This is a genomic window from Aestuariivivens insulae (assembly GCF_022662195.1).
Lineage (GTDB): Bacteria > Bacteroidota > Bacteroidia > Flavobacteriales > Flavobacteriaceae > Aestuariivivens > Aestuariivivens insulae.
In genome coordinates this window covers 234,525-257,169 of sequence record NZ_JAKMCS010000005.1, presented here as the reverse complement: position 1 = coordinate 257,169, position 22,645 = coordinate 234,525, and the positions used below count along the sequence as shown (strand labels likewise).

Below are 22,645 nucleotides of genomic sequence, written 5' to 3'. Positions count from 1 at the left end.
TTTATGTTTTTGTTGTTTTTCTTGGTTTTAAAGGACGCTGCCTACTGAAAACTAAAACTCTAAACCTTCGGCATCGTTCCAATGTGCTTTTTGTGTTATGGTTCCATTATTTAATACTACAAAGCCCGGATTGGAACGCACAACCGTTTTTAAAGCTTTTTCATCACAGATATAAAAGTCAAAATTCAATTTATACCTCTCTTTTAAAGCCTTTTTGTCATCATCTCCGGAAGCCGTTACACCAATTACCGTATAGCCTGCTTTTGAAGCTTCATTGGATATGTCTTTTAGTTTATCTAAACCACCATCTTCGGCCGACTGCAAACTGTAGCATACCACCATTAGCAATTTTTCTGTTTGCATGTACTCATCCGTTAGGTTAGTACTATCTGTTTCAATAGAAAAATCGTGGATAGGCGGTTCATACCCTTCTTTAACCACCTGAGTTTCTACCCCCACAAACTCACCTTCAATATTTGGGTAGCTACCATCTGTTACAACTACTTTTTCATTGCCATCCACATTAAACTTCCAAGTATATTCAATTACTGCTTTTGGTGCATCTTCGGGAATGGCCATACCTTCAGGAATATTGGCTCCCACTTTATAGGGTCTAAAATCCTTTAAAGGTAAATGCTGTAAACAGTACCAGGTAAATCCTAAGGCCAACACATAAGGCATTAACAATAATACCCATTGATTGCTTATTTTACTTTTTAGTAAATAAACAACCAAAAATGTAACAATTGAAAACAATACGGTAAACCACCAGCCAATAACCAAAACCCCAAAACCTAAAATTAACGCTAGGGATGTTGCCATATAAAACTTATCCTGTTTGGGCGTATTAACAGGTATCATCCCTTTAAAACTGGCAAAGAACAATGGAACTGTAAACAACAGTAAAAACAAATCCTTATAAAACGATTCGATAGGTTCTAGTTTTAGAGCATCCCCAAAACAACCACAATCGGTTACACAGTTTTTAGTAAACTCTTCGCCCAGTTTTGCCATCACTTCCTGTTCGTGCAAACAGCTAGACGTATACCATGTTAACCATGTAAAAAACAACATCATCAATAATATCAATGTTGAAGTGAGCTTGCTCTTAAATCCAAATAGTACTGCTATACCAAGTACAATCTCAACCACACATATCATTACCGCAAGCATCAAGGAATAAGGTATTAGAAACTCTAGGTTTAATACATCGGCGGCAAAATAATCGTTGAGCTTATAAGAAAACCCTATTGAATCGTTACATTTTATAAGCCCGGAAACTATAAATAGACTTCCTACTATTAATCGTGATATTGTAATAAAAATTTTCATAAAACTTTTAATCCTTTTGGTGACTGAGGCTCTCGAAGTCACCTTGTTATATCATAAACGTCGCTTCGAGAACCTCAGCGACCAACCCCGGAAACGCTACAATATGCAAAATAGCATATGACCTTATCGGGTGGTTTAACTATGTTTCATTTAGATGTATCAAAGCAAAAACCGCATAATTTATCATGTCTTGATAATTGGCATCAATACCTTCACTCACCAATGTTTTGCCTTTATTATTTTCAATCTGCTTAACGCGTAAAAGCTTTTGTAAAATTAAATCGGTTAAACTACTTACCCGCATATCGCGCCACGCCTCACCATAATCGTGGTTTTTATCCTCCATTAATTTTTTGGTAATCGCTATTTGCTCTTCATACAATGTCGTGGCTTCCTCTGTCGATAAATCTGGTTGCTCTACAACGCCCTTTTCTAACTGTATCAACGCCATAACGCAGTAATTTATAATGCCTATAAACTCGCTTACTTCACCTTCGTCTACTTTTCTAACACCATTTTGCTGCAAACCGCGTATGCGCTGTGCCTTAATAAAAATTTGATCGGTTAAAGATGGTAACCTTAGTATACGCCACGCACTACCATAGTCACTCATTTTCTTAATAAATAAATTTTTACATGTCTCTATAACAGCGTCGTATTGTTTTGAGGTATCTTGCATAAATAAAATTCAATTTGGGGTAAATTTCGCATAAATTATTAGAAAGTTCAAAGTTTACGGTTTAAAGTTTTCTTTATTGTTGCTACGAACTCACTAATCCTTATTTTTGAATATAATTTTTTACATCTATTTTGAAAAAACACTCGTGTTTTTGTAGCTAATTTTAAAATGTATGACAATTAACTGTAAAGGACAGCTCGTAGATTTATCATCTCCCAAGGTGATGGGTATTTTAAACGTTACTCCCGATTCGTTTTACGATGGTGGTGCCTATAAAAACGAAAAAACTATTTTGGGCCAAGTTGAAAAAATGCTCAATGAAGGCGCTTCCTTTGTTGATATTGGTGCTTATAGCTCACGCCCTGGCGCCGATTTTGTAAGCGAAGCGGAAGAACTAAAGCGCATACTGCCTATTGTTAAGTCAATTTTAAACAAGTTTCCTAATACCCTGTTATCTATCGACACCTTTAGAAGTACAGTTGCCAAACAATGCATTGAAGCTGGAGCGGCCTTAGTAAATGATATTTCTGCGGGAAAGTTAGATGAAAACATGCTACCAACTCTAGCTAATTTGCAGGTACCCTACATTATGATGCATATGCGTGGTACGCCCCAAACCATGCAGCAACATACCCACTACAACAATTTGGTAAAAGATATTTTGTTTTATTTCTCCGAGCGCATTGCTGCCGCTACAGCCCTAGGCATTATAGATGTAATTATTGATCCTGGATTTGGTTTTGCCAAAACCCTAGAGCAAAATTTTGAATTATTGAACCAACTGGAACTGTTCAACATGATTGAAAAACCGCTGTTGGTAGGCGTTTCCAGAAAATCGATGATTTACAAGGCTTTAAACACTTCGGCGCAAGAAGCACTGAATGGTACTACGGTTTTAAATACTGTAGCCTTGCAAAAAGGCGCCTCTATTTTACGTGTACACGATGTAAAGGAGGCCATGGAATGTATTAAGCTTGTTGAACAATTAGAAGTTAGAAGTTAGAAGTTATATGAAATCTATTTTTTTGCTAGCAATTACCCTATTTATGTTTTCCTGCGGAAATAAAAAGGCCGTTCAATTACCAGAAATCGGTCATTCTGAAATCACGGAAATCAATGATGTTTCTGCCGCTTATTTATTTTATGATGAAACCCAACCCGATAGTGTGGAGCTTAACAGAAAAAACCTGATCAGTACCACCAACTGGCTAATTAATGTTGATAAGCGATTAACCTTAAAGCAGGTTATTCCTCATATAAAATTCTTGCAAGAGAAAAAGCAAAATGCAGGTCATAAAAATGTCAATGCCAAAAACTACTTCACCTGCCACGATACCAGCAGGAACAGTTTGGGATTTGTGGAGTTTACGGATGTGACATTTAAAAATAATATAGTAAACAGTACAAGAAAAGATTTTTCATTAGTTACTTTTAACTGTCTAGTTAAACTATATTCTCTTGAAAGAATTGAATTAGAAACCACATCTTTAGACTCTGTAGTTATTGAAAATTACAAAAGGATTGACGATTTATTGATTGAATTAAAAGGTCTTACCAGTTCTGGAAAATTAAACTTAAAATTTTCATTTAGTCCAAACTTATCTTTTCAGGATTATATCACTTTTAAGTCATTATTTTTAAACGCAGAAAACGATTCTTTATTCGTTTCTAATAACGAATTCATTTATTAACCCTTTTTTACTAAATTTACCAAAACCACAAGCCTTTGGACATCTTTAAAGACCTTTTAAAATTTACTGTTGTAGACGTTATAGACGTTATACTGGTCGCCCTACTACTCTACTATTTATACAAACTGGTTAAAGGTACGGTTGCCATTAATATTTTTATAGGAATCATTATTATATATGGTGCCTGGCGATTAACCGATTTTCTTAACATGGAACTGTTAACGGGTATTTTTGGTGGTTTTATGAAGGTTGGTATTATTGCTTTAATTGTTGTTTTTCAGCCGGAAATAAGGAAGTTTCTGCTTATGGTAGGCTCTACCAATTTTGGAAAGCGGGGCAAATTTATAAAGCAATTTAAATTCTTAAAAACTGAAGCCACCAATACTACTGATGTCGATGCCATTGTTTCTGCCTGTAACAAAATGTCCATGTCTAAAACTGGAGCTTTAGTGGTTTTTGAACGCAATAACAACCTTGATTTTTTATCCTCTTCTGGAGACGAAATGAATATTAAGGTCACCCAACCCATTATTGAAAGTATCTTTTTTAAAAATAGCCCCTTACATGATGGCGCCATTATAGTTAGCAATAATATTGTAAAAGCGACTCGGGTTATCCTTCCAGTAAATAACGAAAAAAACATTCCGCAACGTTTTGGCCTGCGCCATAGGGCAGCTATTGGTATTACCGAAAAAACCGATGCCGTTGCCCTGGTAGTTAGTGAGGAAACCGGACATATTTCTTATTTTAAAGATGGTGAGTTTGTGGTTTTTGAAGATACCAATGAGTTAATTAACCTAATTAAAAGTGATTTGGTGTAATGACCTGTAAAAATTGCAATACCACGTTAAATGCAGAATGCGATTACTGCTATAAATGTGGGGGCAAGGTCATTAGAAAGCGGTTAACCCTTAGAAATCTGTTTGAGTATTTCACTGCAACTTTTTTTAACTACGACAATACGTTCTTTCAAACGTTTATAACGCTTTTTAAAAAACCAGAAGCTGTTATTGGTGGCTATATTAATGGAGTGAGGAAAAAATACGTTAACGTTATTAGTTTCTTTGCGTTAGCCTTAACCATAACGGGATTGGAATGGTTTTTTTTGAATACTTATTTTCCCAATGTTGTAGACATTTCAAACTTATATTTGGGCAATGGCAACCATTTTCTGGCCAATAGCACTTATAAATTGGTTCAAGAACATAGCTCGCTATTAATGATGCTTTTTGTTCCTGTTTATGCATTAATGTCCAGATTGGTTTTTTTTAATAGGAAAGAATACAATTATACCGAGCATTTAGTCATTTTCATGTACATATTATCCCAACTTGCCATAATAAGTACCGCATTGAATATTACTGGGGCCTTCTTGGGTATTTCCTTGGGCAAGCTAGCCTACATAAATTTACCCTTCCAAGTTATTTTTTCGGCATATTGTTTAAGAAGACTGTATAACCTTAGCCTAATTGGTATTATTTTAAGAACCCTGTGGTTTTTTATTGTTTTTATAGTTATATATATACTTGTTATTTTAGTCTTTGCTGGCATTTTAATATTACTCAAGGGCCCTGAATTTTTTAAGGATATCATAGCATCTTAACGGCTTCGATTTATGGTTAAACAAATTGGCTGAAGCAATTGAAAATACTAAAAGCATACTAATCTCTAACGACTAAACCCGCAAAAGCGATAGGAGCGGCAGCTTTTTTAAAATATCTAGCAAGGGAGCTAAGACTCAAAGAATCAAGAACCAAGATGGCTAATAATTATAGTAGTTGAAAAACCTTGAATATTTTATAAAACTATAGCGTATAGCGCGGTGGCTTGCCATTTGCCCTAAAAAATATCTGTAAAAAATTAATATCTATCGAGTACCTGTTAAAACACCTCTTCTTTTTGCAAAAACTGCACTTCGTAAAGGTTTTTATAATACCCATCTTTCTTTTTAAGCAACTCCTTATGGGTGCCTTGTTCTACAAGTTTGCCCGATTCCATAACCAAAATCTTATCGGCTTTTTTTACTGTTGCCAAACGGTGGGCAATAACAATAGAGGTTCTTCCCTTGGTTATTTTATCGGTTGCATTTTGGATAAGTTGCTCGGAATACGAATCGACCGAAGAAGTTGCTTCATCCAGCACCAAAATACTAGGGTTGGTAACATAAGCCCTTAAAAATGAGATTAACTGTCGTTGCCCAGAAGACAACATAGCCCCGCGTTCCTTAACGTTATAATGATAGCCTCCTGGTAAGCTACTTATAAACTCATGAACACCAATAGCCTTTGCTGCTTCTATAACCTCAGCTTCTGTAATCTCTGGATGGTTAAGCGTAATGTTATTTAAAATGGTATCGGCAAATAAGAACACATCTTGTAATACTACCGCTATTTGTGTACGCAAAGACGCCAAGGTGACATCTTTTATATTGATATTATCTATGGCAATATACCCATCTTTGATTTCATAAAACCGGTTCAATAAATTAATAATAGTTGATTTCCCTGCTCCTGTTGCACCAACAATAGCCACGGTCTCACCAGCATTCACAGCAAAAGAAACCCCTTTTAGGACCTCTTCGTCTTCCACGTAGCTAAAATGAACGTTATTAAACTTTATATTTCCCTTAAAGTGTTGCGCTATATAAGTGCCGCTATCATCAATCTGTGATGTGGTATCCAATACTTTAAACACCCTATTGGCAGCCACCATCCCCATTTGTAAGGTATTGAACTTATCGGCTATTTGCCGTAAAGGCCTAAATAACATAGGAATATACATAATAAACGCAATAAGCACCCCTTGGCTTACACTACCTTCCAATACCACGTTCAATCCGCCATACCAAGCCACCAAGCCTACGGTTACCGATGAAGCCAAATCGGCAATAGGAAAAAATATAGAATTGTACCAAACTGTTTTTAACCAGCCTTTTTTATGGCGTTCATTTATAGCTTGAAATTTTTTATATTCTATGGCTTCCCGGGTAAAAAGCTGAAGGATTTTCATTCCCGTTAAGCGCTCTTGTACAAAAGAATTTAAATTAGACACTTCGGTACGTACTTCCTCAAACGCCTTCTTCATATATTTTTGGAAAACACGCGTTGCATAAATCAATACAGGAAGCATGATAAAGACTATTAAGCTTAGCTTTAAGTTAGAATAAACCATAAAACTAAACACCACGACCATAGTGAGTAAATCCCTAATAATCATAAACAGACCTTGTCCAAAAATATCGGCAATACGCTCCATATCTGTAACAGCCCGGGTAATAAGCACACCTACCGAGGAGTTGTCGTAATACTTCATTTTAAATTTAAGCAAATGGTCAAATAACTTTACCCGAACATCTACAACCAGGTTTTGTCCCAACCAAGAAGCATAATAAATAAACAACAACTGAAAAATTGTTTGCAGGAACAAGACCACCAGCATAAGCATAATATAGAACATAAAATCCTTTTCCTCTTTCGTAGCTATACTATTATCGATGGCATACTCTGTTATTTTTGGTGTTAAAGCACTAAACAATGCCAAAAAAACAACCAAAAATACCAAGCTTGAAAAGACTAATTTATAAGGCTTGATATATTGAAACAAGCGCTTAAAAAGTTTAAAATCGAAAATATTTTCTTTTTTCTCGTTCATTTATAATTTTATATCATTTGGATAGGCTACCTCTACTAAATACAAAGCATGGGCAGGTACCGAAAACCCTGCTTCACTCCTACTTTTAGATTCAATAATACGGTGCAAATCTTCAGTTTCCAATTTTCCACAACCTATATTAATCATAGTTCCCACAATGGCCCTAACCATATTTCTTAAAAACCTATCGGCCTTAATTGTTAGTTGCAGCTCCCCTCCTTCTAAATTCCAGTCGCATTGCATCATGGTACAATGATACGTTTTTACATCGGTATTACTCTTCGAGAAACATTGAAAATCCTTATACCCGAATAACACTTTTGAAGCTTCTTGCATCTTTGCTACATCCAAAGCTTGCTTTACATAATAGGCATTATTAAATGTAAAGGCATCTTTCCTTAAGGCTATTCGATACAAATATGTTCTGCTTAACGCATCAAACCGTGCATGGGCATGGGGTTTTACTCTAAATAGATCATGAATGGCTATATCGTTGGGCAAAAAAGAATTGAGCTTATATACTAGATTACTTTCATCAAAAGCAACTTCAGAATCAAAATGGGCGAATAGTTGTTTGGCATGTACCCCAGCATCTGTTCGTCCTGCGCCAACAATTGCAACAGGCTCTCCCAACAGTGTGGACAGGGCCTTCTCTATAACTTCCTGAACCGAAATGGCATTGGGCTGATTTTGCCACCCATGATACGCCCTACCATTATAAGACAATTCAATAAAATACCTCAAACGCTTTTTATACTTTTGTTTAAACAACAAAGATAGATAGTTTTGTGATTCTTGCACAAACACGACTCTTAATTATATATTAAAAAGACACTGAAACAAATTCGGCATAAATGACCAAAATACTATTACTTTCAGATACGCATAGCTATATCGATAACGATATTTTAAAATATGTAAAACAGGCCGATGAAGTTTGGCATGCCGGCGATATTGGGGATTTAAAAGTAACTGATGCCATTAAGGCCCTAAAACCATTAAAAGGCGTATATGGCAATATTGATAACACTAACGTAAGACAGGAATTCCCAGAACACAATCGTTTTAAGTGTGAACAAGTTGATGTTTGGATAACCCATATTGGGGGCTACCCAGGAGCCTACAATGTTAGGGTACGTGACGCTATTAGAAATAACCCGCCCAAACTGTTTATCTGTGGCCATTCGCACATCCTTAAAGTAATGCCCGATAAAAAATTAAACCTGTTGCACATGAATCCCGGAGCGGTTGGTAAACACGGCTTCCATAAAACACGTACCATGCTACGCTTTACCATAGATGGTAACAGAATTGATAATTTGGAAGTTGTTGAGTTTAATAAACGGTAACAAAAAAACCCTGACGAATTCGTCAGGGTTTCACGCACTAATACTACTAAGATGATAGGTTTATCGCAATCGATCTACAGATTTTACAAGATCTTCATCCTTTTTAATGGCTCTATTGGCTAAAACCAAAAATACGATAGAAATAATAGGAAGAAACATCCCAATACCTTTCTCTGAAACTACAGTTTCTCCAGATACGTTTAGAGATAGATACACGAAAAATCCTAGTAAAAAAAAGTTTAATATGATGTTAAGTCGCCCCAATACAAATTGAGACTTCCTGTTTTTATACCTAAAAATTGAAGTTAATGCTAACAACGCAGACCCTAAAAACAAACTCAAATACACAAGATTGTCTGTTGCATAAACCCATTGCCCATCTTTTCCTTCAATTTGGAATAAAGGACATATAAAAATTACCCCAGCAGATACTATAGCTACGGCTAAAAGATATATGGATTGTATGCGTTGTAACATATAATTTTAATTATGGAACGCAAAAATAATAGTTTCTTTTATAATTTAGGCTGTAAAAATTAAAATAAAGTTGTATAATTGCAATAATAATACACAACAATCACAATTGCAGATTGTTAATTCTTCAGAATAAAAATTCATTTTTTTCAGAATAACCCAAAATTAAAAGTAAAAAAATATTCAATTAAACATCAATGTTTGAAATTTCACAATTAAAGGAGAAAAAGCTCTCTGATTTACAAGAGATTGCAAAAAAATTAAACGTTCCTAAGTACCGTTCTCTCAAAAAATTAGATTTAGTATATCAAATCCTCGATGTACAAGCAGCTAATCCTGAAACAGCAAAAGAAATCACTAAGACTTCTCAAGAACCAAAAGAAAAGCTTGCTGCTAGAAAACCAAGAAAGCGCATTCAAAAAGAAGGCGCTCCTAAACCTCAACAAAAACAAGCCGTTCAAAAAGAAGCCGTTCAAAAAGAAGCCACTCCTAAACCTCAACAAAAGCAAGTAGCACAAAAAGAAGCTACCCCAAATAAGGGCGCTGAAGACAATAAGAGTAAGGAAGAGAACGCCAAGGCTCCTAAAGACAAACAACAGCAACAGCAACCTCCCCAAAAAAGAGAGCAAAGTCAACAACATAAAGGTCAAAACAAGAGTCAGAAGGGCAACCAAAATAACGGCAACAAAGACAACAGAAACCGTTACCGAGAACCAGATTATGAGTTTGATGCCATTATTGAAAGCGAAGGGGTTTTAGACATCATGCAAGATGGTTATGGTTTTTTACGCTCCTCAGACTATAACTATTTATCTTCTCCAGACGATATTTATGTATCGCAATCGCAAATTAGATTATTTGGATTAAAAAAAGGAGATACTGTTCTAGGTCAAGTACGTCCACCCAAAGAAGGTGAAAAATATTTCCCTTTAATAAAGGTAACCAAAATTAATGGGCAAAAACCAGAGGTAGTTCGCGACCGCGTTGCCTTTGAACATTTAACACCATTATTTCCAAAGGAAAAATTCAATATTGCAGAAAAACAAAGTACCATTTCTACTAGAATTATGGACTTGTTTTCCCCTATTGGAAAAGGACAACGTGGTATGATTGTTTCCCAGCCTAAAACAGGTAAAACTATGTTGCTAAAGGATGTAGCCAATGCTATTGCTGCTAACCATCCTGAAGTTTACCTCATGATTTTATTAATTGACGAACGCCCAGAAGAGGTAACCGATATGCAACGTAACGTTAGAGGCGAAGTAATTTCTTCTACTTTCGATAAAGAAGCCCACGAGCATGTTAAAATTGCCGATATCGTTCTTGAAAAAGCCAAGCGTTTGGTAGAATGCGGACACGATGTTGTAATCTTATTGGATTCTATTACCCGTTTAGCAAGGGCATATAACACTGTACAACCTGCTTCAGGTAAAATATTAAGTGGTGGTGTTGATGCTAATGCACTACATAAACCAAAACGTTTCTTTGGAGCTGCCAGAAATATTGAAAATGGCGGTTCGCTTTCCATTATTGCAACGGCACTTACCGAAACCGGATCGAAAATGGATGAAGTTATTTTTGAAGAATTTAAAGGAACTGGTAACATGGAGCTACAGTTGGATAGAAAAATATCTAACCGTAGAATTTTCCCTGCTATCGACTTAACTTCTTCAAGTACGCGTCGTGATGATTTACTTTTAGACGAAAACACCATTCAACGTATGTGGGTGATGCGTAAGTATTTAGCCGATATGAACCCTGTTGAAGCTATGGAATTTATTAACGACCGCTTTAAGCAAACCAGAAACAACGAAGAGTTTTTAATTTCTATGAACGGATAAACCATATAACTAATTCTAATTCTAATTCTATAAAAAGCTTTAGCCATTATTTGCTAAAGCTTTTTTTATGCAACACAAATAACACATTCGTCTACAAATCAATGTTGTATAGCCACAAGAGTTTTCCTTTTCCTTTAGGAAACATATATTTACAGTTAATACTAAAAAGTATGTTTTCATGTTAGCACCCAATTTTGTTCGCTTTTTTATAATCTTTATTTTTTTTATCCCACTAAACTTAACAGGGCAATCCCAGGATAAAGAATCAATAAAACTATACGTAGGCTGCAATTGTGACAAGAATTACATTAGACAGGAAGTTAAACATATTAATCACGTTCGTGACCAGGGCTTAGCCAATGTACAGCTATTTATATACGATATAATAAATGGTAGTGGCGGAAGAACTTATAAACTTGAATTTAATGGCAGTTCTTCATTTAGCAATATTACCGAGACTTTGTCTTTTGACTCAAACCCTAATATGACTGCCGATGAGGTACGCCAAAAATTGGTTTCACTGATAAAAAAGGGATTAATCAAGTTTATTGTTGAATCCGACTTGGCAGACAGAATCGTTTATAAAATAAAAGGGGAAACTGTAAACGATGAAACTAAAACTGAAGACCCTTGGAAAAACTGGATATTTGAGGTTTACGGAGATGCAAAATACAACAAAGAATCCAGCCGTAAAAGATTTGAGTACAAAGTTGGCTTAGAAAGTGACCGCGTAACGGAAAAGTGGCGTATACGAGCAGATATGCAAATGAGCCAAACCAATAGTAAGTTTATACGGGATAACGAAGAATTTACAAGTAACAGAGATAGAATATGGGGATCTGCGAGTGTGGTTCGCAGTCTTTCAGACCATTGGTCTACAGGGATATTTGTAAGCGCTAGGCACGATACCTATACCAACATAGATTTGGCTATGGGGATTTCACCAGCGATAGAATACAATATCTATCCATATAGCGAAGTATTAAAAAAGGAAATTGTTTTTGCTTACAAAATAGGATGCCTTTATAACAATTATCTGGAAACAACCATTTTTGGCGAGGATAACGAAACCATATTTAACCATTCCTTTGACATTCAAGCAAGATACAGACAACCATGGGGCAATATCTACTCCAGGGTTAGAGCCTCTAGCTTTTTAAAACATTTTGCTAAAAACAGACTACAAGTTTATAATAGCCTATCTGTTCGCATAATAAAAGGGTTTTCTGTTAGGTTTTCCAGCAACTTAGAGTTTATTAACGATCAAATAAATTTACCTGCTGGCGACGCTTCTTTAGAAGATGTTCTTCTCAAACAAAAACAAATAGCCACCGATTTAGATTTAGGCTTTGCTATGGGAGTTACCTATACATTTGGGTCTGCCTTTAATAATATTATAAATACAAGGCTTTAACCAAATTCGATTGTGAACTGTTTTATAAATAGAAGCACTAACATTACCATTGAATTTTAATGCCATGACCAAAACTATCAAGGCACTGTTAAGGGCAATAAATCGAGAACACCCATTTCTTCTTATTGGGTTAATACATGCTTTAGCCAGTAAACACAACTACCTGTTTTGAACCTGAATCTTTCAATGCAAAGATCAAGGCCTTCAGGACTCAATTTAGAGGCGTAAAAAACACCGAGTTCTTCCTTTTCAGACTGACCCAAATTTATGCTTAAACACAACATTTGGGCATGATCCATAATATGCCCATTATTTAACTCCACTAATGTAGGAGCATGGCACTGTGGAAAAATAGCCCGTTCATAAATAAACCCCTCTTCAATAACATCCACCACCATATTAGGGGCTTGTGGCATCATAAACTCAAAATAGAACAAAAAAAATAATATCATTATACTATGCTTCATACTTCAATTTTAGTTTTTGAAAATACAATTCCTTTAATATAAATTCGACAATCAAAAACCATAAAAAAAGCCTTTCATTTCTGAAAGGCTTTTAAATTTTATTTAAGCTCTTATTAAAGCGCCGCTACATGCTTAGCTAAACCAGATTTTAAGTTTGCTGCTTTATTAGCATGAATAACATTTTTCTTAGCTAACTTGTCTAACATTGAAACTACAGAAGGGAATAAAGCTTCTGCTTCTTTTTTATCAGTTAACTCACGTAATTTCTTAATAGCATTACGTGTAGTTTTATGCTGATATCTATTAGTTAAGCGTTTTGCTTCGTTACTTCTAATTCTTTTTAATGCTGACTTATGATTTGCCATTTTATTTTTTCTTATTAAAATATTGTAGCCCGTAGGGGAATCGAACCCCTCTTACCAGGATGAAAACCTGGCGTCCTAGCCGATAGACGAACGGGCCATTGTTTTTTGAGTGCGCAAATTTAAAGTTTAATTTTAAATCTGCAAATATCTTTTAAAAACTTTTTCAATTAACTTGGCAACGTTTCCATTGCGGATGCAAAAATACAACTATTTTTAAATGCTGCAAGCACAAAATATTTTTTTTTGAAAAAAATTACTTTTAGTACGCTTTTGCAAATAACACCCTGCCTTTAGAAGGTTTTCCACTATACACACAAACGCCTTCTTCTGCTTTCATTTCCAACGGAATACAGCGTATAGTCGCTTTGGTTAATTCTTTTATTTTTTCTTCAGTTTCATTAGTGCCATCCCAATGTGCAGAAATAAAACCTGTTTTGGTTTCCAATACAGTCTTAAAATCTTCAAAGGTATCCACTTCTGTAATATGACTGTTTCTAAACGCCTTAGCTTTATTAAATAAAGATTCTTGTATTTCGGCCAACAAACCCTCTACTTTTTCATTTAAGGCCTCTAAAGCCACCACTTCTTTTGTCAAGGTATCCCGTCTGGCCAATTCTACCGTACCGTTTTCCAAATCCTTTGGTCCAATGGCAATACGTAAAGGCACTCCTTGCAATTCATGCTGGGCAAACTTAGCCCCTGGCCTTAGCGTATCCCTATCGTCATATTTAACAGAAATATTTTTACTACGTAAATCCTTAACGACACCATTTACAACTTCGGTAATGGCTTCCAGTTGTTCTTCTCCCTTATAAATAGGTACTATTACCACTTGGTTAGGTGCTAAAGTTGGTGGCAACACCAAGCCCTTATCATCACTATGCGTCATAATTAAGGCCCCCACCAATCGCGTAGATACGCCCCAAGAAGTCGCCCAAACATAATCTTGCTTACCTTCTTTAGTAGCAAATTTTACATCGAAGGCTTTAGCAAAATTCTGTCCTAAAAAATGGGAAGTTCCAGCCTGTAGCGCTTTTCCATCTTGCATTAGTGCTTCAATACAAAATGTTTCTTCGGCGCCCGCAAAGCGTTCGCTTTCGGTTTTCACTCCTTGAATAACTGGAATGGCCATGAAATTTTCTACAAATGTAGCGTAGACATTATTCATTAACCTGGCCTCTTCCATAGCCTCAGCCTTAGTGGCATGGGCGGTATGTCCTTCTTGCCACAAAAACTCGGCTGTACGTAAAAACAATCGGGTACGCATCTCCCAACGCACCACATTGGCCCATTGATTAACTAAGATGGGTAAATCCCTATAAGATTGTATCCAATTTCTATAAGTATTCCATATAATGGCTTCACTCGTTGGTCTTACCACAAGCTCTTCCTCTAATTTGGCTTCTGGATCAACACGCAACTTCCCTGGTTTATCTGGATCGTTTTGTAAGCGATAATGCGTTACAACGGCACATTCCTTAGCAAAACCTTCGGCGTTTTTCTCCTCTGCTTCGAACAAACTTTTGGGCACAAACAGTGGAAAATATGCATTTTGATGCCCTGTTTCCTTAAACATCCTATCCAATTCGGCCTGCATCTTTTCCCAAATGGCATATCCATAAGGTTTTATAACCATACATCCTCTAACTGCCGAATTCTCTGCTAAGTCTGCCTTAACCACCAATTCGTTATACCATTTCGAGTAATCCTCTGCTCTACTTGTAAGTTTTTTGCTCATATAAATGTTTTGGCACAAATATTGTGACTATTATAAATATAAAATAGTTTGGCAAAACTAACTATTTTTGTTATGTTCAACAATAAAATTCTAGAGATATGCGATTTAACAACTACCTAAAAAGAAAAATGCCAATTTTAGCCGTTTTAGGTTTAGTGATTGGCTTAACGTCATGTGGTTCATATCAATATGTTGGCGCGAATAACGATGGTATTTACGGAACCACTGAACCGCATACAGTATATGAAGAAGCTGTTGTTGAAATACCAAACCAGGCAAATAGCAATTACTATAAAAACTACTTTAGGAATAAATCCCTGGAGGCCGAGCAAATTTCTGCCGAAGATGCCATCTTTACCGATATAGACTCTTACACTAGCGATAATTTTGTTGAAAATGATTCCATAACCAACGATTACCAAGGCTATGCCGGTTGGGGACAAGACAGCAACAGTGTTACCATTAATTATATAGATAATGGATGGAACTCCTACTGGGGGTGGAATTATGGCTGGAACAGTTGGAGATGGAATAGATGGAACAATTGGGGATGGAACAGTTGGAACAATTGGGGATGGAATAGCTGGGGTTATTACGATCCGTTTTGGTGCTCCCCTTATTACAGCTATTATAACAGTTGGGCATATTACAGTCCCTACAGATATTATGGGTATTACAACTATCCATACAGATCGCGCTACTATAGCCACAACAGATATTATAGTCCTAGGGTTTCATATAGTGCAAGCAGACGCGGAAGCTATGCAACCAATAGACGTACATCCAGTGCTTCTAGCGTAACAAATTCAAAATACACCTCAAGACGTAGTAGTGTGGCCTCATTAACAAATCGTAGGTCCACATCATCAAATACAAACGCTAATACATCCCGTAGGGCATATACCCCTTCAAATAGAGCGTATAACTCTAACAGTCAAAAACCATCTTCGAGCACAGTAAGACGAAGCTCATCGGTATCGCCCTCGGCGAACTCAACACGACGCTCATCATCTTCAGCAGTAAGAAGAAACTCCAGTACGGTATATCGTTCGTCGCCATCTTATAACAGATCTAACAACAGCAACTCTTCCTATAACAGAAGAAGTTCCAGCTCATCCAATAACAGTAGTTACCGTAGCAGCAGTAGCAGCTCTAGGTCTTCTAGCTCTTATTCCCGCCCTAGTAGCAGCAGTAGTAGCAGAAGCTCAGGAAGTTCTGGTTCCTCTAGAAGCAGCAGTGGAAGAAGGCGATAACAATCAAAATAAAATTTTTAAAATCCTTTTAAACAATATCATTAATTTTGATACCTAGATAGTTACATCCCTACTTAAAAAAATAACACATGAAATGAGCCATAACGGATCTTGACACCATCCATGATCATTGTTGGCGAATTGCATCTGACCAATTAAAAACAAATAAAAACAAACAGATGAAAAAGTTAAATTTATTCCTTATAGCTCTATTTTCTTTATCGGTGCTTTATGCGCAAGACCTAAGTGACGCCTTGCGCTATTCGCAAAGTGAAATTCAAGGCACAGCCCGTTTTAGGGCCTTAAGTGGTGCTTTTGGAGCCCTTGGTGGCGATATGAGTGCGGTGAGTATTAATCCTGCCGGTTCAGCCATCTTTGCCCAAAGCCATGCTTCGTTTAGTTTTTCTAATGCCGATACAAATAACGATACCCGCTATTTTAATGGCGCTACATCAACCAGCAACTCCAATTTTGATGTCCATCAAGGTGGTGCTGCTTTTGTTTTTGCCAGTAAAGACAATTCGCCTTGGCGCAAATTTTCCATTGGCATTGCTTACGACAGAACCAATAATTTTGATGATAGTTGGAATGCCGTAGGAACCAATACAAATGATGATGGAAATTTTAGCAACTCTATAGCTAGTTACTTTTATGATTATGCAGATGGTATTAGACTTCAAGATATTTCGTTAAATGGCAGATTTGTTGAAGAGGCCTATAACGAGATTGGAAATGCTTTTGGCTTTGCCCACCAACAAGCTTTTTTAGGATACCAAGCATATATACTTGACCCTGTTTCTGATGATAATAATAACACTCAGTATATAGCCAATGTTAATACAGGAAACTTTTCCCATGACTATTTGTACACATCTACAGGTTATAATGGTAAAGTAGCTTTTAATTTCGCTACTCAATATGAAGATAATTTATATTTAGGATTAAATTTAAATTCCCATTTTATTAATTATGATCGTAAAACTTCACTCTTAGAAGACAATAACAATGGGGGCACAATTGAATATATTGACTTCGACAATACTTTATCCACCAGAGGTAGCGGGTTTTCGTTTCAGTTAGGTGGTATTTTAAAATTAAGTCAGGAATTTAGAGTTGGTTTAACATACGATTCTCCTACCTGGTATACCATTGAAGAAGAAACAACTCAATACATAAATTCTAACTTGGCAGAAGAGGACATCGTATATATTTCAGATATTATAAATATCTATCCTGAATACAAACTACAAACACCCGCAAAGATCACTGGTAGTTTGGCCTATGTTTTTGGTCAACAAGGCTTAATTAGTTTCGATTATTCCACAAAAGACTACAGTAAAACCAAATTTAAGCCGGATGCAGACTTCACCGATTTAAATGCCGATGCAAACGATGTCTTTACCAGTGCCGCTACTTATAGATTAGGTGCCGAATACATATACAAGCAATTTAGCTTTAGAGGTGGTTACCGTTTTGAGGAAAGCCCATATAAAGACGGTGTAACTGTAGGCGATTTAAATGGTTTTTCCTTAGGCTTAGGTTATAATTTTGGCAATACCAAATTAGACCTCACTTTCGATCAAGCCAACAGAAGCTTCGAAACCCCACTTTACAATGTAGGTCTAATCGATAGCGCTTCAATAGATAGAACCAATTCTAACGTATCGCTTTCTTTAAGTTTTAATATATAAACGCCTTAAATCTCCATAATCAATGAGCTTGAACCAATATAATGTTCAAGCTCATTTTTCTTCTAATTTATACTGTATAGAAGAGACTAATGGCCCAATAGTTAATTGTTAGATAAAGACTAAGCATTAAAAAAGGGAAATGTTTATCTTTGCAGACTAAAATTTGATTTCTTACAGATGAAAATTAATAATGACTTCGAAGAGTTTGATGCTTTAGGTAACGATCATATTGGCACATCTCAAGATACACCTATGCGTAGCGATGCGTTTAAACTGTCGAAAGAAGAGAAAATCGACATTATAAAAGACGATGTACGCCACATTATGGAAACCTTAGGATTAGATCTTAGCGACGATAGTTTAAAAGGGACGCCCATGCGTGTAGCCAAAATGTTTGTTAAGGAAATATTTGGTGGCCTGGATCCCAATAAAAAACCTAGCGCCTCCACATTTGAAAACAAATACAAATATGGTGAAATGCTCGTTGAAAAGAACATTACAGTGTATTCAACTTGCGAACACCACCTTTTACCCATCGTTGGAAAGGCGCACATTGCTTATATCTCAAACGGCACCGTTGTGGGACTTTCCAAAATGAACCGTATTGTAGATTATTTTGCAAAGCGTCCACAAGTACAAGAGCGCTTAACCATTCAAATTGTTAGGGAATTGCAGGACGTTTTAGAAACTAAAGACGTGGCTTGTGTTATCGATGCCAAACATTTATGCGTAAACTCAAGAGGCATTAGAGATATTGAAAGTAGCACCGTAACATCGGAGTTTGGCGGACGCTTTAAAGACAAGGCTACAAGACGAGAGTTTTTAGATTATATTAAACTGGATACTAAGTTTTAATTATGTTTGATGTTAAGTCGTTTAGTTGTATTAAAATAAAACCAACGACTCATTAACAAACAACCTTACACCCCATGCAACTATACCAATCACAAGGCATAAGAATATACAATTCATTAACAGGACAAAAAGAAACCTTCGAACCCATCAATAAAGGGCATATAGGCATGTATGTTTGTGGACCCACAGTTTATAGTAATGTACATTTGGGCAATGTACGGACTTTTATGTCTTTTGATGTTATTTTTAGATACTTGAAACACTTGGGATATAAAGTACGCTATGTACGTAATATAACCGATGCCGGGCATTTGGAAAACGATGCAGACGTAGGCGAAGACCGTATTGCCAAAAAAGCAAGATTGGAAGAAATAGAACCTATGGAAGTGGTACAACGGTACACAGTAGACTTCCATAACATCCTTAACGCCTTTAATTTTTTACCCCCTAGCATAGAACCTACAGCTACGGGACATATTATTGAACAAATAGAATTAATTAAAAATATCATAGATAACGGTTTTGCTTACGAGGTTAATGGCTCGGTTTATTTTGATGTGCATAAATTTAACGAGACCAATGACTACGGAAAGTTAAGTAAGCGTAAGCTAGAGGATTTAATACATAACACACGTGAATTGGATGGGCAAAGTGACAAAAAAAATCCGCAGGATTTTGCACTTTGGAAACGTGCCGAACCGCAACATATTATGCGCTGGCCTTCACCATGGAGCGACGGATTCCCTGGATGGCATTTAGAGTGCACCGCCATGAGCACCAAATACCTAGGAGAACACTTCGATATTCATGGAGGCGGAATGGATTTAAAATTCCCGCACCACGAGTGTGAAATAGCCCAAAACGAAGCAGCCAAAGGACAAACACCTGTAAACTATTGGATGCATGCCAATATGTTGATTATGAATGGTAAAAAAATGGCTAAATCTACAGGCAATTATATTTTACCTGGTGAAATTTTCACTGGAGAGAACCCTCATATCACTAAGGCTTTTTCTCCTAGTGTTGCCCGCTTTTTTATGTTACAGGCCCATTACAGAAGCATTTTAGACTTTACGAATGATGGATTATTAGCTGCTGAAAAAGGCTTTAACAGACTTATGGATGCTTTAGGAGTTTTGGAGAGCCTAAAAGCTTCGAACACCTCATCATTAGACATCAATGCATGGCAGCAAAAATGCTATGATGCCATGAATGATGATTTCAATTCACCCATTCTAATCGCCCATTTATTTGAAGCAGTAAAGTATATCAATCAAATAAAGGAAGGAACCGAAACCATTTCCTCTGAAGATTTAGAGTTGTTAAAGCAAACAATGAACACTTTTATTTTTGATGTTCTCGGTTTGGTAAATGTTACCGAAACAGCTACGGGAAGTGATAAATTATCGGGTGCTGTGGAAGTCTTAATCAAATTAAGACAAGAAGCCAGAGCCAATAAAGACTTTGCTTTATCTGATAAGATTAGAGATGAATTGGCCGAAGTGGGCATTCAGCTTAAAGATGGTAAAGACGGGACAACATTTTCTGTTAATTAGAACATCTTGCCATTCCGCACTTGATGCGGAATCCACTTTGAAACTATAAATAGATTCCTGCCTTCCCTTCGACAAGCTCAGGGCAACACGCAGGAATGACAAAAACATGAAAAAACTACTCATAGCTCCGTTTTTGTTTTTAATTAAGGTGTATCAAACCTTGATATCACCGCTAACACCTGCTACATGTAGATTTACGCCTACCTGCTCCCATTATTCAAAAGAAGCATTACAAAAGCATGGCCTATTTAAAGGAGGCTGGTTGGCTCTAAAGCGTATTTTTAGCTGTCATCCTTGGGGTGGATCGGGTTACGATCCTGTTCCTTAAGTTTTCTAAACTAATTTCTCTACAAGAAAATTAATTTAATATGCTATATTTGGGACTACATTTTATAGAATGATCATGATTTTTTTTAAAAAATTTATTCTGGCCTTAATCCTATTTTGGTCAATGTTTTCCATTGCCCAAAGCACACCCCTCTCCAATGCTTCTATTCAGTTTTACTTTGACGACAATACAAATAGTAATAAATACGAATTTAAAGGCGATGAATACCATTTTACAGAAGGCATAAACGGTAAAGCCCTAGTCTTTAAACCCGACAGAGGATTCCACTATTTAACATTAAACCGTTCTATAATTGATTATTCTAAAGATTTTACCGTTCAGTTTTGGGTTCAAACTCTATCCAAACAACCTATGGTTTTATTGTCCCAAAAACAATTTACAGATAAGAGCATATCTTCACAAAAGAATAAAGGATGGGTACTATATACCTCTGGAGGAACGTTTGCTTGGAACGTGGGATCGGGCACCAGAAGATTAAACTATGAAAGGGAAAACGGAAATAAATTGCCCCTATGTGATGGTAAATGGCATCTATTAACAATGACTTATAGTAATAGGTTAAATGAATTTCGTTTATATTACGATGGGCAAAACAAAGCCATATACAAAGTAGATTTCGACTTCTCTAACAACAACCCATTGGTCATAGGTTCGAAAGGCAACAGCTTTGAGTACAACACCAATATTTTACCGCAAATTAAGGCTGGAGGCATCCAATTGCAAAAATTGGTTGATGCCTTTAATAGTTTAAATATTGAAAAGTTAGAAAACAATGAGTTTATCGACTTTATAGTTGACCCCAATGAATTAATACGTACACGAGACAAAGGCTTAGAAGTATCCAAAACAAAAATTGATTCTTTAAAAGAAATAAGAAAAGTATTACTCAAAAATCCATATACTGTTTTCCAAAATCTAATATTAACAAACCTAAAACCCATAAGTTCCATTTATTATTTAGATAACGGAACAGTCAAAATAAATAAAGATGCTGCACAATTGTTTACTCAACTAACCCGACTTTACCCATCTACATTTGCAATGGACGACCTGTCCATTATCTCAAAAGCTCTTGACGCTGAAGAAGTTTTTAATGAATATACAAAGTTCAAAAAAACAAAATCTATTAAACATCCCAAAAAACTAAAATCTTTATGTATTGGTGATTGGAATATTTGGCACGGTGGCAAACATTTTACGCTTAAAAAAGATCTTTGGGATTCACGAATGAGAGTTGTTGAAATGATCAAAAAATTAAACATCGACGTAATACTATTACAAGAAACCTATTCGTCAGGTGACTTCATTGCTGCCGAACTGGGCTATTACCTAGTAGAAGTATCTGATTGGGACTACTGTTTTCAGGAATCTAACATCTCTATTATCAGTAAATATCCTATAAAAGAAGTTTTTGTGCCAAAAAATGCTTCATTTATGAATATTGGAGCAAAACTTACCATAAGTAGTACACAGGATATCTATGTAATGTCCAATTGGTACGGTATGAGTGCTTTTGCTAACGTATACGATTTCCATAAAGACAGGTTCAAACACTCCGATAGTGTTCCTGTTTTCTTTGGTGGCGATTTTAATAATGTTCCACATACTGATGGAGGGGATAGTCCTGCCTCTAAAAAACTACTTCAAAACGGTTTCACTGATGCGTACCGTAGCTTATACCCTGATATTAGTCTTTATCCAGGTTTCACACATACAGCAGGGGAAAGAATCGATCAACTATATTATAAGGGCAAAGGTCTCAAAAATATATCTACCAAAATAATTTCCGAATGGCCAGGCGGTTTCCCTTCCGATCACTTTATTATAATTTCAAATTTTAGATTATAGTATTAATACCTGTATTAAAGTAATAAAAAATGCACCTCAAAAAGTGTACAACTGTAAAATTAAGGAAAGCCGAATAATATCTAACCTAATCG

The 22,645-nt window shown here is 36.1% G+C and carries 21 protein-coding genes and 1 tRNA gene; 13 read left to right on the top strand and 9 right to left on the bottom strand.

Translation table 11 applies throughout. The annotated features are described in order from the left end of the window. Nucleotides 1-51: 51 nt before the first annotated feature. Complete coding sequence (locus MR062_RS08490) at nt 52-1,332, bottom strand: DoxX family protein (RefSeq protein ID WP_242203718.1); 1,281 nt, start codon at nt 1,330-1,332, stop codon at nt 52-54. 139 nt (nt 1,333-1,471) lie between these two features. After that, complete coding sequence (locus MR062_RS08485) at nt 1,472-2,011, bottom strand: DUF1599 domain-containing protein (RefSeq protein WP_242203717.1); 540 nt, start codon at nt 2,009-2,011, stop codon at nt 1,472-1,474. A gap of 172 nt (nt 2,012-2,183) precedes the next feature. Between MR062_RS08485 and folP the strand changes: the two genes are divergently transcribed. Genes folP through MR062_RS08465 form a run of 4 tightly spaced genes read left to right on the top strand, consistent with a single transcriptional unit; the run spans nt 2,184 to nt 5,305 of the window. Beyond that, a complete protein-coding gene (gene folP / locus MR062_RS08480; protein WP_242203716.1) occupies nt 2,184-3,014 on the top strand; it encodes a dihydropteroate synthase in 831 nt (276 codons plus the stop codon). A gap of 7 nt (nt 3,015-3,021) precedes the next feature. Further along, nucleotides 3,022-3,702 (top strand): hypothetical protein, encoded by a 681-nt coding sequence (locus tag MR062_RS08475; protein ID WP_242203715.1) that lies wholly within the window; start codon nt 3,022-3,024, stop codon nt 3,700-3,702. A gap of 35 nt (nt 3,703-3,737) precedes the next feature. Continuing rightward, a complete protein-coding gene (locus tag MR062_RS08470) occupies nt 3,738-4,523 on the top strand; it encodes a diadenylate cyclase (RefSeq protein WP_242203714.1) in 786 nt (261 codons plus the stop codon). Further along, nucleotides 4,523-5,305 carry a DUF3667 domain-containing protein gene (locus MR062_RS08465; RefSeq protein WP_242203713.1) on the top strand — a complete coding sequence of 261 codons (783 nt, stop codon included), beginning with the start codon at nt 4,523-4,525 and terminating at the stop codon, nt 5,303-5,305. Before MR062_RS08470 ends, MR062_RS08465 begins: the two co-directional genes overlap by 1 nt. Before the next feature lie 278 nt (nt 5,306-5,583). Here MR062_RS08465 and MR062_RS08460 read toward each other — a convergent pair whose 3' ends face one another. Both MR062_RS08460 and truA read right to left on the bottom strand, forming a co-directional pair. Then, complete coding sequence (locus MR062_RS08460) at nt 5,584-7,353, bottom strand: ABC transporter ATP-binding protein (RefSeq protein WP_242203712.1); 1,770 nt, start codon at nt 7,351-7,353, stop codon at nt 5,584-5,586. Then, complete coding sequence (gene truA, locus MR062_RS08455; RefSeq protein ID WP_242203774.1) at nt 7,354-8,097, bottom strand: tRNA pseudouridine(38-40) synthase TruA; 744 nt, start codon at nt 8,095-8,097, stop codon at nt 7,354-7,356. Nucleotides 8,098-8,207: 110 nt separating this feature from the next. Here truA and MR062_RS08450 point away from each other — a divergent pair, with 110 nt between their 5' ends. Beyond that, complete coding sequence (locus MR062_RS08450) at nt 8,208-8,702, top strand: metallophosphoesterase family protein (protein ID WP_242203711.1); 495 nt, start codon at nt 8,208-8,210, stop codon at nt 8,700-8,702. A 60-nt stretch (nt 8,703-8,762) separates the two neighbouring features. On the opposite strand, the gene MR062_RS08445 is transcribed toward MR062_RS08450, so the two are convergent. Beyond that, nucleotides 8,763-9,179 carry a DUF4293 domain-containing protein gene (locus MR062_RS08445; RefSeq protein WP_242203710.1) on the bottom strand — a complete coding sequence of 139 codons (417 nt, stop codon included), beginning with the start codon at nt 9,177-9,179 and terminating at the stop codon, nt 8,763-8,765. 194 nt (nt 9,180-9,373) lie between these two features. Between MR062_RS08445 and rho the strand changes: the two genes are divergently transcribed. Together rho and MR062_RS08435 are read left to right on the top strand one after the other, a co-directional pair. Then, nucleotides 9,374-11,017 carry a transcription termination factor Rho gene (gene rho / locus MR062_RS08440; RefSeq protein ID WP_242203709.1) on the top strand — a complete coding sequence of 548 codons (1,644 nt, stop codon included), beginning with the start codon at nt 9,374-9,376 and terminating at the stop codon, nt 11,015-11,017. A 178-nt stretch (nt 11,018-11,195) separates the two neighbouring features. Next, a complete protein-coding gene (locus MR062_RS08435) occupies nt 11,196-12,431 on the top strand; it encodes a hypothetical protein (RefSeq protein WP_242203708.1) in 1,236 nt (411 codons plus the stop codon). Between the two features lie 122 nt (nt 12,432-12,553). Here the strand turns inward: MR062_RS08435 and MR062_RS17790 are convergent, their stop codons facing one another. From MR062_RS17790 to proS, 4 genes are all read right to left on the bottom strand, one after another. After that, complete coding sequence (locus MR062_RS17790; protein WP_242203707.1) at nt 12,554-12,898, bottom strand: hypothetical protein; 345 nt, start codon at nt 12,896-12,898, stop codon at nt 12,554-12,556. A gap of 113 nt (nt 12,899-13,011) precedes the next feature. Then, nucleotides 13,012-13,263: a 30S ribosomal protein S20 gene (rpsT, locus tag MR062_RS08425; RefSeq protein ID WP_242203706.1), complete on the bottom strand. Its 252-nt coding sequence runs from the start codon at nt 13,261-13,263 to the stop codon at nt 13,012-13,014. Nucleotides 13,264-13,288: 25 nt separating this feature from the next. Continuing rightward, nucleotides 13,289-13,360 (bottom strand) — tRNA-Glu (locus MR062_RS08420). A gap of 162 nt (nt 13,361-13,522) precedes the next feature. Further along, nucleotides 13,523-15,001: a proline--tRNA ligase gene (proS, locus tag MR062_RS08415; RefSeq protein ID WP_242203705.1), complete on the bottom strand. Its 1,479-nt coding sequence runs from the start codon at nt 14,999-15,001 to the stop codon at nt 13,523-13,525. 98 nt (nt 15,002-15,099) lie between these two features. Between proS and MR062_RS08410 the strand changes: the two genes are divergently transcribed. The 6 genes from MR062_RS08410 (at nt 15,100) to MR062_RS08385 (ending at nt 22,553) form a co-directional block, all read left to right on the top strand. Beyond that, complete coding sequence (locus MR062_RS08410) at nt 15,100-16,254, top strand: hypothetical protein (RefSeq protein ID WP_242203704.1); 1,155 nt, start codon at nt 15,100-15,102, stop codon at nt 16,252-16,254. A gap of 179 nt (nt 16,255-16,433) precedes the next feature. Further along, entirely contained in the window at nt 16,434-17,945 is a 1,512-nt protein-coding gene (locus tag MR062_RS08405; protein ID WP_242203703.1) for an outer membrane protein transport protein, read from the top strand. Between the two features lie 177 nt (nt 17,946-18,122). Further along, nucleotides 18,123-18,800 carry a GTP cyclohydrolase I FolE gene (folE, locus tag MR062_RS08400; RefSeq protein WP_242203702.1) on the top strand — a complete coding sequence of 226 codons (678 nt, stop codon included), beginning with the start codon at nt 18,123-18,125 and terminating at the stop codon, nt 18,798-18,800. A 74-nt stretch (nt 18,801-18,874) separates the two neighbouring features. Continuing rightward, complete coding sequence (cysS, locus tag MR062_RS08395) at nt 18,875-20,356, top strand: cysteine--tRNA ligase (protein ID WP_242203701.1); 1,482 nt, start codon at nt 18,875-18,877, stop codon at nt 20,354-20,356. A gap of 106 nt (nt 20,357-20,462) precedes the next feature. Beyond that, nucleotides 20,463-20,684, top strand: a complete 222-nt coding sequence (gene yidD / locus MR062_RS08390) for a membrane protein insertion efficiency factor YidD (RefSeq protein ID WP_242203700.1) — start codon at nt 20,463-20,465, stop codon at nt 20,682-20,684. Between the two features lie 75 nt (nt 20,685-20,759). After that, nucleotides 20,760-22,553, top strand: coding sequence for an endonuclease/exonuclease/phosphatase family protein (locus tag MR062_RS08385; protein ID WP_242203699.1), 1,794 nt, complete (start codon nt 20,760-20,762; stop codon nt 22,551-22,553). Nucleotides 22,554-22,645 lie beyond the last annotated feature (92 nt).

Excerpts from the sequence above, each read along its gene's own strand:
- rho (WP_242203709.1), top strand. The coding sequence starts at position 9,374 with ATGTTTGAAATTTCACAATTAAAGGAGAAAAAGCTCTCTGATTTACAA.
- MR062_RS08475 (WP_242203715.1), top strand. The coding sequence starts at position 3,022 with ATGAAATCTATTTTTTTGCTAGCAATTACCCTATTTATGTTTTCCTGC.
- MR062_RS08405 (WP_242203703.1), top strand. The coding sequence starts at position 16,434 with ATGAAAAAGTTAAATTTATTCCTTATAGCTCTATTTTCTTTATCGGTG.
- MR062_RS08485 (WP_242203717.1), bottom strand. The coding sequence starts at position 2,011 with ATGCAAGATACCTCAAAACAATACGACGCTGTTATAGAGACATGTAAA.
- MR062_RS08445 (WP_242203710.1), bottom strand. The coding sequence starts at position 9,179 with ATGTTACAACGCATACAATCCATATATCTTTTAGCCGTAGCTATAGTA.
- MR062_RS17790 (WP_242203707.1), bottom strand. The coding sequence starts at position 12,898 with ATGAAGCATAGTATAATGATATTATTTTTTTTGTTCTATTTTGAGTTT.
- MR062_RS08435 (WP_242203708.1), top strand. The coding sequence starts at position 11,196 with ATGTTAGCACCCAATTTTGTTCGCTTTTTTATAATCTTTATTTTTTTT.
- MR062_RS08465 (WP_242203713.1), top strand. The coding sequence starts at position 4,523 with ATGACCTGTAAAAATTGCAATACCACGTTAAATGCAGAATGCGATTAC.
- folE (WP_242203702.1), top strand. The coding sequence starts at position 18,123 with ATGAAAATTAATAATGACTTCGAAGAGTTTGATGCTTTAGGTAACGAT.
- MR062_RS08385 (WP_242203699.1), top strand. The coding sequence starts at position 20,760 with ATGATTTTTTTTAAAAAATTTATTCTGGCCTTAATCCTATTTTGGTCA.
- MR062_RS08410 (WP_242203704.1), top strand. The coding sequence starts at position 15,100 with ATGCGATTTAACAACTACCTAAAAAGAAAAATGCCAATTTTAGCCGTT.
- cysS (WP_242203701.1), top strand. The coding sequence starts at position 18,875 with ATGCAACTATACCAATCACAAGGCATAAGAATATACAATTCATTAACA.
- rpsT (WP_242203706.1), bottom strand. The coding sequence starts at position 13,263 with ATGGCAAATCATAAGTCAGCATTAAAAAGAATTAGAAGTAACGAAGCA.
- MR062_RS08460 (WP_242203712.1), bottom strand. The coding sequence starts at position 7,353 with ATGAACGAGAAAAAAGAAAATATTTTCGATTTTAAACTTTTTAAGCGC.
- MR062_RS08490 (WP_242203718.1), bottom strand. The coding sequence starts at position 1,332 with ATGAAAATTTTTATTACAATATCACGATTAATAGTAGGAAGTCTATTT.
- proS (WP_242203705.1), bottom strand. The coding sequence starts at position 15,001 with ATGAGCAAAAAACTTACAAGTAGAGCAGAGGATTACTCGAAATGGTAT.
- folP (WP_242203716.1), top strand. The coding sequence starts at position 2,184 with ATGACAATTAACTGTAAAGGACAGCTCGTAGATTTATCATCTCCCAAG.
- MR062_RS08450 (WP_242203711.1), top strand. The coding sequence starts at position 8,208 with ATGACCAAAATACTATTACTTTCAGATACGCATAGCTATATCGATAAC.
- yidD (WP_242203700.1), top strand. The coding sequence starts at position 20,463 with ATGAAAAAACTACTCATAGCTCCGTTTTTGTTTTTAATTAAGGTGTAT.